The following is a 15,062-nucleotide window of genomic DNA, read 5'->3' as shown; positions in this document are numbered from 1 at the left end:
TGAATGTCTTGGCGCTACCTTGCGCCTGCTGTCACTTCAGCAAGTGTCGTGCCAGCCTGAAAACCTGCTTTTACTGTCCCGCTAGCGGTTTTGTGCACCGCGATAGCGCGGCCACGCACCAGCACGGCTCAGCCTTGCAGCCATTCGGCCAGGCTGATGATCTCTTGCGCCACGTCGGCCAGGCGCTTTTGCTGCTGCATCGCCCGCTGCCTCAGCTGTTTATAGGCGGCCTGCTCGTCCAGGTTTTTCATCTGCATCAGCAGGCCCTTGGCTTTTTCGATGACCTTGCGCTCGGCCAGCTGCTGCTGGGCGCTAGCCAGCTCGCTGCGCCGTGTCTGCTCCAGCTGGTGGCGCTCGATGGCCACCTCCAGCAAGGGCTGGATACGCGCCGCCTCCACACTGCCCACCACATAGGCCGCTACCCCGGCCGATAGCGCAGCGCGGATGGTGTCGCGGCGGCTGTCGTCGGTAAACATCACCACCGGCTGGCCATGGCGCGCGCCCATCACGCATACCTGCTCCAGCATGTCGCGCGACGGTGCATCGCTGTCGATCAGCACCACGTCGGGCCGTGCGGCAGCCAGCATGTCGGCCAGCTGCAGGTTGGCCGCCACCTCGGCCACCACGCGCACGCCCGCTGCCGCCAGCGCTTCTTTCAGCGCGGCGGCCTTGCCGGAGCCATCGTTGACCAGCATCACGCTTAACATGAGTAACCTGTCTTTGGAGTGAATTAGCCATAAAAGCAGCAAGGTCTGTGCCATGCCACTGACAACACGCTGGCAGCAGCGCCGCGCTACACTGGCGGCATGACACATACCGCCAACCTGGGCCCGGCGTCCTGGCGCATGCTGCAGGCGGCGGGCATTACTGACGCGGCCAACTTGCGCGAGCTGGGCGCCGTAGCCGCCTACCTGCAGGTAAAACGCAGCGGCCAGCGCCCCAGCCTGAACCTGCTGTGGGCACTGGAAGGCGCACTGAGCGGGCGTAGCTGGCAAGCTGTCGCCCGCGAAGACCGCCTGGCTTTGTTAATGGCACTGGAAGACCTGGAGAAAAAACATGACTGAACCGATACGCTGTGGCTGGTGCGGCACCGACCCGCTGTATGTGGCCTACCACGACCACGAGTGGGGCCGCCCGGTACACGACGACCGCAAGCTGTTCGAAATGCTGATACTGGAGGGCGCGCAGGCCGGGCTGTCGTGGATTACCATCCTGCGCAAACGCGAGCACTACCGCCGCGTGTTTCACGACTTCGACCCGGTCAAGGTGGCGGCGATGACCGACGCCGATGTAGAACGCCTGCTACAGGACCCGGGCATCGTGCGTAACCGGCTAAAGGTCAACAGCGCCATCCGCAACGCGCGGGTGTTTCTGGCCATGCAGCGTGAACACGGCAGCTTTGCCGCCTGGCTGTGGGCGCAGGCAGGTGGCCAGCCGGTGCAGAACCACTGGGCCACGCTGGCTGAGGCCCCGGCCAGCACGCCGCTATCGGACAGCATCAGCAAGGCACTGAAAAAGGCCGGCATGAATTTTGTCGGCAGCACGGTGATCTACGCCTTCCTGCAAGCTACCGGCGTGGTCAACGACCACCTGGTGAGCTGCCACTGCCACCCGGCCAACCGCCCGTAAGCGGCTCAGTGCCAGGGGTTGGCCGCCAGCAGCCTGGCGTAGCTGCCATCGCGCTGGATCTGGCCGATAGCCTGATTCAGCTGCGCCAGGGTCAGTGGCGACGCTGGCGACAGCGCACACTGCGCCCGCACGCGGTGCAGCACCTGCGGCGGGTTCAGCGGCAGCTTGGGGAAATCATGCTGCAGGTAATAGCGCAGCGCCGCCTCCCCCACGATGGCGTAATCGTAGCGGCCCGCCAGCAGCTTTTGCAGATTGGCCTTCACCGACACGCTATCGCTACGCACAAACTGCTGCTCCAGTATTTGCTCCACCCTGGGGTAACGGTAGCCACTAAGCGTACCGATAGGCTTGCCGGCCAGCTGGGTAATGCTGTCCAGCGGTGCCACCCGTGTGCTGCTGATCAGCAGATCACTGACATCGATGAATGGCACGCTCCAGCGAAACGGACCGGGCAGCCACTCCGGAATATAACCGCACAGCACATCCGCCTCACCCGCTTGCAGCGCCTGGGGCAGGCGCTTGCGCGGCAGGCTCAGGTAGCGCACCGGGCGCTTCATTTTTTGCGCCAGCAACGCCCCCAGCGACGACTGGAATCCTGCACCCGACTCCGTCTGACCCTCGGTCGCCGGTTTTTCCCTTAGCAACACCCGCAATGGCGGCGTCGTCGCCTGCGCGGGCCATGCCAGCCCCGCCAGCACCACTGCGGCCAACCCTAGCCTGGCCACACGACCGGCCAAACCCCTGTTTTTTATACGCATCATGGCAGCCCTCCTTGGTACAGCCTTGCTGGTATACGCTACCGCCCAAGCGCTCGCCAGCAGCATTTAGGGCTTCGATAATTCTTTTTTGCCCCTATCTGGCGACAAACCCGCCCGCCATGCCAGGCACAAAGACAGCGGGGAAAGATATGCCTGATGCACCGGCGTTAGCAGACAAAAACAGCGCATCCCCTCTTCATGACCAACCGTAGCCCCCTGCTTTGCTGCTGCCGACAGCGGGCATACTGTAGTCTGCAACACGCCAGCCAAGGCACTGCGGGCAACACGCAGCCCGGCTTTTATCGCGGCCATGCGGCAAGGCACACTGCCGCTAGCTAACCAAGGGAGCAAACCCATGCACAAGCGTACTTTCCTGCAGCTGGCCGCCCTGTCGCTGGCCAGCACCGCCCTGGCCGCCCCCGCGGCGAAACGCCAACGCATTGTCGTGGTCGGTGCCGGCATGGCTGGCCTGGCGGCGGCACGGGCGCTACACGACGCCGGCCACCACGTTACCGTACTGGAGGCCCGCAGCCGCCTGGGCGGGCGGGTGTGGACCAGCCAGGCCTGGCGCGACCTGCCGCTGGACCTGGGCGCATCCTGGATACACGGCAGCCGCGGTAACCCGCTAACCCAGCTGGCCAGTGCCGCCGGTGCCGCCACCTACCCCACCTATTACGAGCGCAGCGTGCTGTACGACAGCGATGGCGAAGAGGCCGATGCCACGCTGGAGCGCGAGCTTGCCGTCTGGCGCAGCCGCCTCTCAAGCGCGGTACGCACCGCCCAGCAGGCCCCCGAAGACCAGCCGCTACTGACTGTGCTGCAACAGGAACTAGGCTGGGCCAGGCTGTCGCCGCGCGAGCGCAGCCAGCTGCTGTTTGTATTAAATAGCGATATAGAACAGGAATACGCCGCCAGCGGCGAACAGCTGTCGGCGCACTGGTTTGACAGCGCCGAGGGTGGCAAGGGCGAGGACCGGCTGTTTCCCGGCGGCTTTGGCCAGCTGATCACCTATCTGGCACGCGGGCTGTCCATCGAAACCGGGCAGGCAGTACAGCGTGTGGACTGGCAAGGCCAGGGCGTGACCGTGCACAGCGCCAACCGGCACTGGACGGCAGACCGCGTACTGCTGACCCTGCCGCTGGGGGTGCTGCAGGCCGGTAGCGTGCAGTTTTCGCCCAGCCTGCCTGCGCCGCATCGCCAGGCCATACAGGCGCTGGGGATGGGTGATTTCAACAAATGCTATCTGCGTTTCGAGCGCGTGTTCTGGCCACAGCAAGACTGGCTGGAATACCTGCCACCGCTGGCAGAGCGCGGCCAGTGGGTAGAGTGGCTGAACGTGCACGGTGCCAGCGGCCAACCCGTGCTGCTGGGTTTTAATGCCGCGCAGTTTAGCCGCACGCTGGAGGGCTGGCCGGACCGGGCCATTGTCGACAGCGCCATGCAGCGCCTGCGCCTGCTGTTCGGTGCGGACACGCCCGCCCCGATTGCCGCGCAGATCACCCGCTGGCGCAGCGACCCGTACGCCGGCGGCGCCTACTCGTTTAATGCAGTAGGCAGCACGCCCGCCATGCGCGACACCTTGGCCGCACCGCTGGCGGGCAAGCTTTTTTTTGCCGGGGAAGCCACCTCGCGCCAGCACTTTGCCACCGTGCACGGTGCCTATTTGTCCGGGCTGCGCGCCGCCCGCGAGATGATGGGTTGATCAGGCCAGAGACAGCAGGTGCACGTCCAGCGCCGGGCTGTCTTCGGCGATCTCCTGGCCAAACTCCATGATGGTGTCGTCGTCCGGGTCGCTATGCCAGTTGACGGTAACGTAGTTGCCGGCCACTGCCGCCGCGTTCAGCCGTTCAAAAATCGCCAGAATTGCCTTGGTGCTGGCACTGTTGAAGTAGGCCAGCTGCACGTCTACGGTAATACGCACGTGGTCCAGTGGCGTCAGGTAGGCGTCCAGGGCTGCCATGATGGGGGCAAAAAATACGCTGGCGTTTTCCGGGTAGCTCTCGCCCCTCAGGCTCAGGTGGTGGCGGGCAAAATCAAAGTCGACTTGCGGGCTGTAGCTGGTGGCGGGGATATGAAGGTTTTGCATATCAGATAGAAGCTTTCAGATAAAACATGGTAATGGGGCTGAGCGGGCCGTCTTCGTCGATAAAGTCGAACTCCACCGGCTCGGTGGCTTCACGAGCGACGGTCAGAAAGCCCAGGCCGGCGCCCTTGCTTTCGGCGTCGTTGTCGCTGCGCAGCTTTTGCTTGTACAGCTGCTTGATGTCGTCGTTACTCATCCCCAGCAGCGGCATCAGCTTGTCGCGGATGCGGCCAACCTGCTCGCGCGCTACCGGGTTGGCACAGACCACGTAAAAGTGGCCGTTCTGTTCGCCTACCCACAGCGCGCCACGGCGGATTTCCTGGTCGGTACTGTCGCTGGCGGACAGATGCTCGGCCGAGTAATGCACTACGTTCTGCGCCATTTCTATAAATACCGAGAACAGTTTGCGGCGCTGCACATTACTGGCGTCGGTCTGGTTCAGGCGCTGGCGCAGCGCGTCGCCCATGGCACTGACGATGGCCTGCGAAAAATAGCCGGTGTAGTAGAAGACCACGCTCTGCTGGCGGGCCAGGTCTTGAAAGCGGTAAAAGTGGTCCAGGCTCATTCGCGTGGCTCCTTGATGTGTACGCCAAACAGGCTAACGTCGTCGCGGCGGCTGTTTTCGCCCTGCCACTGATGAAAAGCGTCCAGCAGTGCCTGCTGTTGCTGTGCCATCGGCAGCTGGGCGTGCTTGATGATTTGCTCCTTGAAGCGCTTTTTGCCAAAGCAGATGCGCTTGGCGCCGCCAATCTGGTCGATGATGCCGTCGGTGCTGATATACAGGCGGCTGCCGGGTTTTAGCTTGACCTTGCGGTTGTCCCACTGGTAGTCCAGCGGCGTGCTGACGTAGCCGACGCCTTTCTTGTTGCCGTCCACCACGTCCACCTCGTCGCCCTTGTGCGGCAGCACGAAAATGGGGGTTTTGGCACCGGCAAAGGTCAGCGTGTGGCTGGCGTAGTCGTACCAGCAAAACGCGCAGTCCATGCCGTCGTCGCTGCGCACTTCCACGTGCAGCTCCGGGTGGCGCTCATCGTCGGCCAACTGGCCCAGCGATTCCTTCACCTGCCGGTTGATGGCCCCCAGCAGCGCAGCCGGGTCGTGCAGGTCGTGGCTGCCCAGCACCTGTTTTAGCGCCGAGGCCATGATCAGCGTCATGAAGGCACCGGGCACGCCGTGGCCGGTGCAGTCGATCACCGCCACAAAAAAACCATCGTCGCGCTTCACGAAATAGTAGTAGTCACCGCCCACCACATCGCGCGGCTCCCACACCATGAAATAGTCCTGCAGGCAGGCAGCCATGTCGCGGCGCGAGCTTTGCAAAAACGACTGCTGGATTACCGAGGCATAATGGATGCTGTCCATCATCTGGCGATGTTTTTCGGCCTGCTGGTCGGCCAGTGCCTGCATCAGCGACACGCCCTGCCCCACACCGGCGTAGGCGCCATCTACGGTGATGATGAAACCATCGGACAGCACCTTGCCACCACGCTGCAGCGCCACAAAGGACAGCTCGGTCAGCGGCAGGTGGTAATCCACCACCAGCGGATTGGTGTCCATGAAAGCAGTACACGGCTTGCGGCCAAAGATCTCGCGGTGAAACGGCCGCGCCAGCATGCTCATGAAATGGTTGCGGTTGATGATGCCCAGCGGCTGGCCATCGCGCACTACCGGCAGGTTGGCCAGGCCTTCGTGGCTGGTAAACACTTCCAGCACCTGGTAGTTGCTGCTGTCCGGTGCCACCACCGGGGGCTGGTCCAGCAGATGGCCGGCCACCTGGGTCACGGCAGACAAGGCAATATTGTCACGCTGCATGTTGCGTCCTGCGTATCGGGAAATGCGCGCAGTGTAGGCAGCGTGCGTGACGCAACCGTGACAGGACTTTGACGCTATCGTTAAACAATGCCTCCAAATGAGGCCGCCATATTAAAGCAAATAATTTATGAAAATAGCGAACATCCTGCTGCTGGGCAGCACCCTGCTGGCCAGTGCCAGCTATGCGGCCAACTGCCACGGCGTGCCGGCGCTTGCCGCCCCCAGCGCAACCGGCCTGTGCGCTGGCGTGGTGGCCAGCGGGCTCACGCTGCCACGCGGCATCGCCATGCTGCCCGACGGCAGCGTGCTACTGACCGAGATGGTGCGCTGGGATGCAGCGGCTGGCCGCCTGCTGCGCTTCACCCGCAAGGCAGATGGCTGGCAAAAAACCGTCCTTGCCCGTGGGCTAGACCGCCCGCACAGCGTAGCGGTACTGCCAGATGGCCGTGTGCTGCTGGGCGAGGTTGGCCGCATCAGCCTGCTCAACCTGGCGACACCGGCACAGCGGCGCACCGTGGCCACCCTGCCGCAGCGCCAGCGCCACCCGCTTACCAGCTTTACCCTGGCGGGCAACACGCTGTACGTGAACATCGGCAGCAGCTCGGACAACTGCGACACGCAGCGCGGCCAACCACAGTGCGCCGAGGCCGAAGGCAGCAACCCCGCCGGCAGCGTGCGCCGCTACCGCGTACTGGCCGATGGCCGCCTGCAAAACCTGGGGGTGTTTGCCCGTGGCCTGCGCAACAGCATGGCCATTGCCGTACACCCCAATGGCAGCGTGCTGCAGGCCGAAAACAGCCGCGACGGCATCCACCTGCCGCTACAGCTGAAGAACGATAACGCGCTGCCGCACGACGAACTGAACTTGTTGCAAGCCGGCAGCCATTACGGTTGGCCGTATTGCTACGATCTGCAGCAGAACGCACCGGAGTTCCCGCGCTACCGCTGCAACAGCACGCAAGCGCCCACCTTGCTACTGCCGGCGCACAGCGCGCCGCTGGGGCTGGTCTGGTGGCTGGGGCCACAGGCACCGGCCGCCTGGCGCGGCCAACTGGTGGTGGGCCTGCACGGCTACCGCAAGCACGGCCAGCGCATTGTGGCCTACGCCACCGATAGCAAAGGGCTGCCGCAGGGCAAACCACGCACCCTGCTGGGGCCGTGGCGCGGCCAGGGCGGGCCCGCCGGGCCGGTAGAAATCGCCCAGGCAGCCGACGGCGCGCTGTGGTTTGCCGACGATCGCAACGGCCAGCTGCTACGCTTGGCCAGCCAGCCACCCGGCAGCCAACCGGGCCGCGCATCGCGTTAAAATCGCGCCCAAGGTTGGCCGCAACGCCGCCAGCTGCTACACTCCGCGCCTTGCCATATCAACCCACGCCAAGTCATTGTGAACAAAGCCAAATTCAGCACCCTGCAACTGCCGCAAAACCTGCTTTCCAACCTCGATAGCCTGGGCTACACCAGCATGACCGCCATCCAGGCAGAAAGCCTGCCAGCCGTACTGGATGGCCGCGACGTGATCGCACAGGCCAAAACCGGCAGCGGCAAGACAGCAGCATTTGGCCTGGGTCTGCTCACCAATATCAACCCGCGCTGGTTTGCCATCCAGGCACTGGTGCTGTGCCCCACACGCGAGCTGGCCGACCAGGTCGCGCAGGAAATCCGCCGCCTGGCGCGCTGCATCGACAATATCAAGGTCATCACCCTGTGCGGCGGTACGCCCATGGCGCCGCAACGCGCCTCGCTGGAGCACGGTGCCCACATCGTGGTCGGCACCCCTGGCCGCCTGCAAGACCACCTGTCGCGTGGCACGCTGGAGCTGGCCGGTGTCAAAACCCTGGTACTGGATGAAGCCGACCGCATGGTGGACATGGGCTTTATCGAAGAGATCGTCGGCATCGTGCGTGCCTGCCCGCGTAGCCGCCAGACGCTGATGTTCAGCGCCACCTACCCGGACAACATCCGCAAGCTGGCCGAGCAGTTCATGAAACAGCCGCACATGGTGAAGGTAGAAGCCCTGCACGACGCCGGCCAGATCGAGCAATGGTGGTACGAGATCGACCCGGACCAGCGCCTGGACATCGTCGCCCGCGTGCTGCACAGCGTGCGGCCAACCTCTGCCCTGGCCTTCTGCAATACCAAACAGCGCTGCAAAGAGCTGGTGGCCGAGCTGCAGCAAGCCGGCTTTAGCGCCGAAGCGCTGTACGGCGAGCTGGAACAGCGCGACCGTGACCAGATCCTGGCGCGCTTTGCCGGCAAGACCATCACCACCCTGGTGGCCACCGACGTGGCCGCCCGCGGCCTGGACATCAAGGACCTGGACCTGGTGATCAACGTGGACGTGGCACACGACCCGGAAGTGCACATCCACCGCATCGGCCGTACCGGCCGTGGCGACAAGCACGGCCTGGCGCTGACGCTGGTGAGCCCCAGCGACGCACGCCGCGCCGCCAGCATCGAGGAATACCAGAAAGCCGACCTGGCCTGGGAAGAGCTGGCCGACCTGAAACCGGCACCGGGCGGCCCGCTGCTGCCACCGATGGTGATGCTGGAAATTGCCGGCGGCAAACGTGACAAGCTGCGCCCGGGCGACATTCTGGGCGCGCTCACCGGCGAAGGCGGCGTGGATGGCAAACAGGTGGGCAAAATCACCGTGTTCGAGTTCAACACTTTTGTCGCGCTGGATCGTCACATTGCCCAGCAGGCTTTCGAGCGCCTGAGCGCGGGCAAGATCAAGGCCAAGAGCTACAAGATGCGTTTTGTGGAATAAGCCAGCCAGCCTGGTAAGGCATGGCACAAAAAAACCGGCCTCTGGCCGGTTTTTTCATGGGTGGTGCACGACTCAGGTGCCGATATAACGGTCTGGCCGGTGGTTCATGGCAATCACCATATTCAGCGACGCCGCCCCCAAAATGGAACCCAGCAGCGCCGGTACGCTGACCAGGAACAGCGAGGCCAGCAGGATGACCATATCCACCCCCAGCTGCAGCTTGCCGGCACGGATACCGTAACGGTCCTGCAGGAACAGCGCGAGAATATTGACCCCGCCCAGGCTGGCCTTATGGCGAAACAGCGCAATAAACCCCATGCCCATCATCAGGCCGCCGATCAGCCCGCTGTAAAACGGGTTCAGCCCGCCAAAATGGGCAAACTGGCCGTGCAGACTGGTAAACACCGATAGCAGGCTCACTGCTACAAAGGTTTTCAGCGTAAACAGCCATCCCATGCGTTTGACTGCCAACCAGTAAAACGGCAGGTTGATCAGTGAAAACGCCACGCCAAACGGCACGCCGGTCTGGTAGTGCAGCAGGAAAGCCAGCCCCGCGGTACTGCCGGTCAGCAGGCCGGCGCTCTTGAACATGGCCACACCAAAAGAAATCAGCAGCGTACCCACCACAATGGCCAGCACATCTTCCAGCCAGGTATGACTGAGCTGATCATCGTTATGGGGTGTCAGGGTGGTAGCGGTGGCACTCATGTCGGGCTCTCTATTGCGTTGCAACAATTTTGCCATTTTATCAATACTGCCAACAATCACAACAAACAAACATCAACCTATCTACAAGTAAAAAATATTGGCAATAACATTGCGCCAATATCAGAACAGTCGCTCACAACACGCATGGATGGCATGACAAGCAAGCGCGGCAGCAATATTTCACCCCGCGTATCAGGACTGGGCAATGTAACGGTCGGGCCGGTGGTAAAAACCGATCACCAGGCTCATGGCCGCCGCGCCGATCAGGGACCCCAGCAGCTGCGGCCAACCTGCTACCAGCAGCGCGCTGGCCATGACCAGCAGGTCGAAACCGAACTGCAGCTTGCCCGCACGCAGGCCGTAACGCTGCTGCACGTATAGCGCCAGGATATTCACCCCGCCCACGCTGGCCTTGTGGCGAAACAGTGCAATCACGCCCATGCCAATCAGCAAGCCCCCGAGCAGGCCGGTGTAATACGGGTTAAGCGCCCCGGCAAAGGGGAAAAGCGCGCGGTGCAGGCTGGAAAACAGCGACACCAGCGCCACCGCCACAAAGGTACGCAGCGTGAAGGCACGCCCCATCTGGCGCAGTGCCAGCCAGTAAAACGGCAGGTTGATCAGGAAAAACAGCCAGGCAAACGAGGTACCACTGTAATAGTGCAGCAGGAAGGCTACGCCGGCGGTGCCACCGGTCAACAAGCCGGCCTGCGCGAACATGGCCATGCCCAGGCCGATAAAGGAGGTACCAATCAGGAATGCCAGCAGGTCTTCTGGCCAGGTATGTGCCAGCGGATTGTGTCCGCCATTCAGGCACTTGCTTTCGCTAGTCATGTGCTTACCGTGGTGGTGTATCGGGACAAGGCCGCCACGCTTGCCGGGTAGGCAGGCTGGCGCAGGTTTCGATAAGCAACAAGCTTGCCAGTACATCGTGCCGCACCGGGGTGGCAGCACGGCGCAACAGCACAAGGCCCCGCCGGGTGGCGGGGCCTTGTCATGCACAGCGCAGATCAACGCTGCTGTCAGTACCTAGCGGGCAACCGGGCGCAGCCAAGCGCTTAGCGCGCGGATGTCTTCGGGCGTGGTGCGGCAGCAGCCACCAATGCAGGCGGCGCCGGCGGCTCGCCACTGGCGGGCGGCGTCGGCAAAGGCGCCAGGGTCGCTGCTACCGTGCCAGGTCTTGGTGGTGGCGTCGTAGCTCTCGCCCGAGTTGGGGTAGGTCAGCAGGCGTTTGCCCGAAACCCGTGCCGCCTCGCCCAACAATGGTGCAATGTGGCGCGGCGCGGTGCAGTTCACGCCCACCGCCACGATCTGCGGAAAATCAGCCAGGGCGGCCACGGCGTCGGCCAACGGGGTGCCGTCACTCAGCTTGGCCGCATCGCGGCACGAAAAACTGATCCAGGCGCGCGCGTCGGGGAACTCGTCACGCAGCAGCGTGGCCAGCGCCAGCGCTTCTTCGGCGCAGGGGAAGGTCTCGCCGGCCAGCAGGTCGGGGCCGGCGGCCAACAGCGCCGCGATACGCGGACGGTGGAAATCCATCAGCTGTTGTACGCTCAGGCCGTAGCCACCACGGTATTCGGAACCGTCGGCCAGCATGGCACCGTAGGGGCCTACCGAGGCCGCCACCAGCGGCGGCTTGCGCCCAGCCAGGTTGGCCGCATCGGCACAGAAGGCATCGCGCGCTTCTTGCGCCAGGCGTACCGACTGCTGCATCAGCGCCACGGCCTGCTCGTGGCCAATGCCGCGCTTGGCAAAGCCTTCAAAACTGGCCTGGTAGCTGGCGGTGGTGGCCACATCCGCACCAGCCACGTAGTAGTCGTAATGCACCTGACGGATAAGCTCGGGGGCTTCCAGCAGCACGCGCGCCGACCATAGCGCGTCGTTCAGGTCGCAGCCACGGCGCTCCAGCTCGGATGCCATGGCGCCATCCAGAATGATCACATCATTAATAGCCACTGCGGCCAACGGGTCTTGCATAGCTGCCTCTACATGCGAAGCGAGCCCGGCTAAGGGGCTCGCGCGTTTGAAAATAAACCCTGCTTGCAAGGCAAACAGGGCTTGTCTGATTGCGGGCCGGCTGCCAGTAAGCCAGACCGGCTTGCTGGCAGCCGCCACGATTACAAGCGGAACCGGGCTACCAGGGCTTTCAGTTCGTCGCCACGGGAAGCCAGCACGTTGATGGTGGCCAGGGCTTCTTGCAGGCTGGTATCGGTTTGCTGCGCCATCACGTTCACACGCTCGGCACTGCGCGCCATTTCGTTGGTGGCCACCCCCTGCTCAGCGGTGGACGAGGTGATTTCGCTCATGCGCGAGGAAATCTCCTCGGCGCTGTGTTTGATCTCCTCTACCTTGCTGGCAGCCTCGCGCGACAGGGTCACGCCGGAGCTCACTTTTTCGTTGGTGACATCGGCGTGGCTAATGGCCTCGCCGGTGCGGCGGATCACGGTGTCGATCATCTCGGCAATCTGCACGGTGGCCGTAGCAGTACGTTCGGCCAGCTTGCGCACCTCGTCGGCTACCACGGCAAAGCCGCGGCCGCTTTCGCCAGCACGAGCCGCTTCGATGGCGGCGTTCAGCGCCAGCAGGTTGGTCTGGTCGGCAATATCGCGAATCACGCCGACAATGCCCTTGATCTGCTCGGACTGGCCAGACAGGCTGCCCATCACGCCATGCAGTGACGATACCGCGTGCAGGATGGACTGCACTTCGCGCTCCACTTCGGTCATGGCGCGGTGGCTTTCCACCGAGTTGCTGCGCGAACGCGATACCAGCGCTTCGGTTTCACCCACGTGGTCAGCAATGTGGTTGATGCTGACCGTGATTTCCTCAATGGTGGCGGCGGTAGCCGACAGCTCACTGGACTGCACGCGCGAGTCCTGGGCGATCTGCTCGGCCACGCGGTTCAGGTCGGCCGCATCGCGGGCCAGTGCATCCGACTCCTCACGCACGGTGATGAACATCTCGCGCAGCTTGGCCACAAACTGGTTGAACGCTTCGGCGATCTGGCCGACTTCGTCACGGTTGCCTACCGGCAGGGTTTTGGTGAGGTCACCTTGGCCACTGGCCACCTCGGCCATGGCTTTATGCAGCACATTCAGTGGTGCCAGCATTTTGGCGACACCAGCGTAGGCCAGGATACCGGCCAGCAGCAGCGCCGCTACCGCCAGGCCTGCCATCACGGTCAGCAGTTGTTTTACCGGGGCCAGTGCGGCAGATTTCGGCACCACCACACCAAACAGCCAGCTGGTTTTCGGCACCGGGTACAGGGCGACCAGGCTGGTGGCATCGTCTACGGATACTTCCTGAACCTGGCCGTCTTTAGCCAGTGCACCCAGGTCAAAACCCGGCATCACTTCGCCGATTTTCTTCAGGCCGGAATCTTTTTGCGGGTGGGCAATCACGTCGCCTTCGGCGGTCACCAGGAAGGCAAAACCTTCACCGGGCAGCTTGGCGGCGGTCACTTCTTGCACCACGCGTGCCAGGGTCACGTCACCACCGGCTACCGCTACCAGCTGGCCACCATCCTTGCGCGCCTGGGCAAAGGTGATGATGGGGCGTTTGGTGGCAGCATCGATGTACGGTGGCGAGGCGATGGGGCCGGCGGCATCTTTGGCAGCCAGATACCATGGGCGACCGGTAGGGTCGTAGCCCGGTGGCACCGGGGCAGCGCCGGTAAACTGGGTCATGGTTTTGTCCGGCTGGCCGACATACATATCGTCGAAGCCACCGGCGTCACGCGCTTGATCCAGCATGGGCTTGAGATCGCCAGTGCCAAAACGTGGCAACACCGACCCCACGATCTTCTGGCGGCTATCCACCCATTCGCTGACAAAGCTCACTTTGTTGTCAGCCGCCATCTTGATTTCGTTCTGGATTTCCTGCTCCAGAGCCGAGCTCATTTTCAAGTACGCTACGGTACAGAACACCACCGATAAGGTAGTGAGTACCAGCAGGACAAAGATCATCAAGCGCGTGCGTAATGTCATGATTCGAGCTTCCCCTGAATGTCTATTGATATGTTTTTTCGGACAGCGGGATGGTACTACCAAGCACGCCAGCCAGATTCCCCAAGCAGCACAAAACAACTTGCATACAAAATACTGTTGAAATGGCACGTAATCATGCCCAGCCTGGCCGGATAAAAACTGTTTCCATCTCACTTGTAAGCTTTTTTATAGAATATATGCGCTAACGGGCGGGCTTTGGCCATCAATATATTTAAACCTCACCACGCTCTTTTGTTTGTTAGCCAAATATTGCAGTACATACAAGTTTTTTTGCGTGCTCTTTAAATGCACATGTCAATAACTGCACAAGAAACAGTCAACCGCTAGGGCATGGATTGTTGCAATAAAGCAATAGCGTGCCGCACCTTGGCCGGCAGCACGTCACGGCGCGGCGTCACCGCGTACACCGGCAACACCGGCGCCTGCCAGTCTGGCAGCACCTGCAGCAGCACCCCGGCCTGCAGCTCGGCGCGCACCTCGGGTGCTGGCTGCATGGCAATGCCCAGGCCACCTAGCGCAAACGCCCGCGCCGACAGCATGCTGTTACTGGCAATGCGGCTACGCAGGCGCAGCAGCTCTACCTCGCCCTCCCGCTGTAAGCGCAGCGGCGACAACCCGTGCTCTTGCTCCAGCCCTATCCAGTCGTGCTGGTATAGCTGGCCCGGCAGCTGCGGCATGCCACGCGCCGCCAGGTATGAAGGGGACGCCACCAGCACAAAAGGCCAGTCGGCCAGATGCCGGGCCACCAGCGTGGAGTCGGGCTGATTGCCGGCACGCAATGCCAGGTCGATACGGTGCTGCACCAGGTCGATCATTTCATCCTGAAAAAACAGCCGCAGGCTCAGGCCAGGGTTGGCCGCCAGCAGCGGGGCCAGCGCCTGCCCCAATACGCCCCCGGCAAAGCCGCTGGGTGCGGCAATGCGCAGCTCGCCCACTGGCTCGTCGCGCAGCGCGGCCATCTGCACGCTAGCTTCGTTGGCGGCGGCCAGCATGGCGGCACAGCTGCGGTAAAACACGCTACCTGCCTCGGTGAGCGTGAGTTTGCGGGTGGTACGGTGCAGCAGGGCTACCTGATGCTGTTGCTCCAGGCGTTTGATGTGCTGGCTCACGGCCGATGCCGTCATGCCCAGCGTGCGCCCGGCAGCGTTCATGGAGCCGTGTTCGATCACAGCGGCAAATACGGCCATGCTGCGTAGCTCGTCCATTACCAACCTCAGCTTAACAATGATTGTATTTCAAAGCGGATTATCATCCGAAAGCGCGTGATCTACCATGCAGTCATTCCCTACCCCACCCGAAAG

General features: G+C 62.8%; 15 protein-coding genes. 5 read left to right on the top strand and 10 right to left on the bottom strand.

Annotated elements, in window-relative coordinates:
• Positions 1-128: 128 nt before the first annotated feature.
• Positions 129-707, bottom strand: coding sequence for an ANTAR domain-containing protein (locus ACZ9XP_RS04385; RefSeq protein ID WP_147684876.1), 579 nt, complete (start codon positions 705-707; stop codon positions 129-131).
• A 99-nt stretch (positions 708-806) separates the two neighbouring features.
• On the opposite strand from ACZ9XP_RS04385, the gene ACZ9XP_RS04380 reads away from it, so the two are divergent.
• A complete protein-coding gene (locus ACZ9XP_RS04380; RefSeq protein WP_147684874.1) occupies positions 807-1,064 on the top strand; it encodes a TfoX/Sxy family protein in 258 nt (85 codons plus the stop codon).
• A complete protein-coding gene (locus ACZ9XP_RS04375) occupies positions 1,057-1,629 on the top strand; it encodes a DNA-3-methyladenine glycosylase I (protein WP_147684872.1) in 573 nt (190 codons plus the stop codon). The genes ACZ9XP_RS04380 and ACZ9XP_RS04375 overlap by 8 nt, the downstream gene beginning before the upstream one ends.
• 5 nt (positions 1,630-1,634) lie before the next feature.
• Here the strand turns inward: ACZ9XP_RS04375 and ACZ9XP_RS04370 are convergent, their stop codons facing one another.
• The gene (locus ACZ9XP_RS04370; RefSeq protein ID WP_170253642.1) at positions 1,635-2,390 is read right to left on the bottom strand and encodes a substrate-binding periplasmic protein; all 756 of its coding nucleotides are present in this window, start codon (positions 2,388-2,390) and stop codon (positions 1,635-1,637) included.
• A 352-nt stretch (positions 2,391-2,742) separates the two neighbouring features.
• Here ACZ9XP_RS04370 and ACZ9XP_RS04365 point away from each other — a divergent pair, with 352 nt between their 5' ends.
• Positions 2,743-4,089 carry an FAD-dependent oxidoreductase gene (locus tag ACZ9XP_RS04365; RefSeq protein WP_147684868.1) on the top strand — a complete coding sequence of 449 codons (1,347 nt, stop codon included), beginning with the start codon at positions 2,743-2,745 and terminating at the stop codon, positions 4,087-4,089.
• Here ACZ9XP_RS04365 and ACZ9XP_RS04360 read toward each other — a convergent pair whose 3' ends face one another.
• The 3 genes from ACZ9XP_RS04360 to ACZ9XP_RS04350 are packed head-to-tail and all read right to left on the bottom strand — an operon-like array spanning position 4,090 to position 6,282.
• On the bottom strand, positions 4,090-4,473 hold the full coding sequence (locus ACZ9XP_RS04360; RefSeq protein WP_147684866.1) for a DUF1987 domain-containing protein: 384 nt from the start codon (positions 4,471-4,473) through the stop codon (positions 4,090-4,092).
• A gap of 1 nt (position 4,474) precedes the next feature.
• Positions 4,475-5,035 (bottom strand): SiaB family protein kinase, encoded by a 561-nt coding sequence (locus ACZ9XP_RS04355; protein ID WP_147684864.1) that lies wholly within the window; start codon positions 5,033-5,035, stop codon positions 4,475-4,477.
• Positions 5,032-6,282, bottom strand: coding sequence for a SpoIIE family protein phosphatase (locus ACZ9XP_RS04350; RefSeq protein WP_147684861.1), 1,251 nt, complete (start codon positions 6,280-6,282; stop codon positions 5,032-5,034). Before ACZ9XP_RS04350 ends, ACZ9XP_RS04355 begins: the two co-directional genes overlap by 4 nt.
• Positions 6,283-6,409: 127 nt before the next feature.
• On the opposite strand from ACZ9XP_RS04350, the gene ACZ9XP_RS04345 reads away from it, so the two are divergent.
• Positions 6,410-7,588 carry a PQQ-dependent sugar dehydrogenase gene (locus tag ACZ9XP_RS04345; RefSeq protein ID WP_147684859.1) on the top strand — a complete coding sequence of 393 codons (1,179 nt, stop codon included), beginning with the start codon at positions 6,410-6,412 and terminating at the stop codon, positions 7,586-7,588.
• A gap of 78 nt (positions 7,589-7,666) precedes the next feature.
• Positions 7,667-9,049: an ATP-dependent RNA helicase DbpA gene (dbpA, locus tag ACZ9XP_RS04340; RefSeq protein ID WP_147684857.1), complete on the top strand. Its 1,383-nt coding sequence runs from the start codon at positions 7,667-7,669 to the stop codon at positions 9,047-9,049.
• 72 nt (positions 9,050-9,121) lie between these two features.
• Here the strand turns inward: dbpA and ACZ9XP_RS04335 are convergent, their stop codons facing one another.
• The 5 genes from ACZ9XP_RS04335 to ACZ9XP_RS04315 all read right to left on the bottom strand — a co-directional run bounded on the left by ACZ9XP_RS04335 (position 9,122) and on the right by ACZ9XP_RS04315 (position 14,966).
• Positions 9,122-9,757, bottom strand: a complete 636-nt coding sequence (locus ACZ9XP_RS04335; RefSeq protein ID WP_465188063.1) for a YitT family protein — start codon at positions 9,755-9,757, stop codon at positions 9,122-9,124.
• A 192-nt stretch (positions 9,758-9,949) separates the two neighbouring features.
• Entirely contained in the window at positions 9,950-10,588 is a 639-nt protein-coding gene (locus tag ACZ9XP_RS04330) for a YitT family protein (protein WP_465188062.1), read from the bottom strand.
• 195 nt (positions 10,589-10,783) lie between these two features.
• Complete coding sequence (mmuM, locus tag ACZ9XP_RS04325; RefSeq protein WP_465188061.1) at positions 10,784-11,731, bottom strand: homocysteine S-methyltransferase; 948 nt, start codon at positions 11,729-11,731, stop codon at positions 10,784-10,786.
• Positions 11,732-11,871: 140 nt separating this feature from the next.
• Positions 11,872-13,740, bottom strand: coding sequence for a methyl-accepting chemotaxis protein (locus tag ACZ9XP_RS04320; RefSeq protein ID WP_240803406.1), 1,869 nt, complete (start codon positions 13,738-13,740; stop codon positions 11,872-11,874).
• 344 nt (positions 13,741-14,084) lie between these two features.
• A complete protein-coding gene (locus ACZ9XP_RS04315; RefSeq protein WP_147684849.1) occupies positions 14,085-14,966 on the bottom strand; it encodes a LysR family transcriptional regulator in 882 nt (293 codons plus the stop codon).
• Positions 14,967-15,062 lie beyond the last annotated feature (96 nt).

The sequence above is a fragment of the Vogesella perlucida genome, assembly GCF_979366545.1.
Note: the sequence above shows the minus strand (reverse complement) of the source record. Positions and strands in the feature narration are given on the sequence as shown.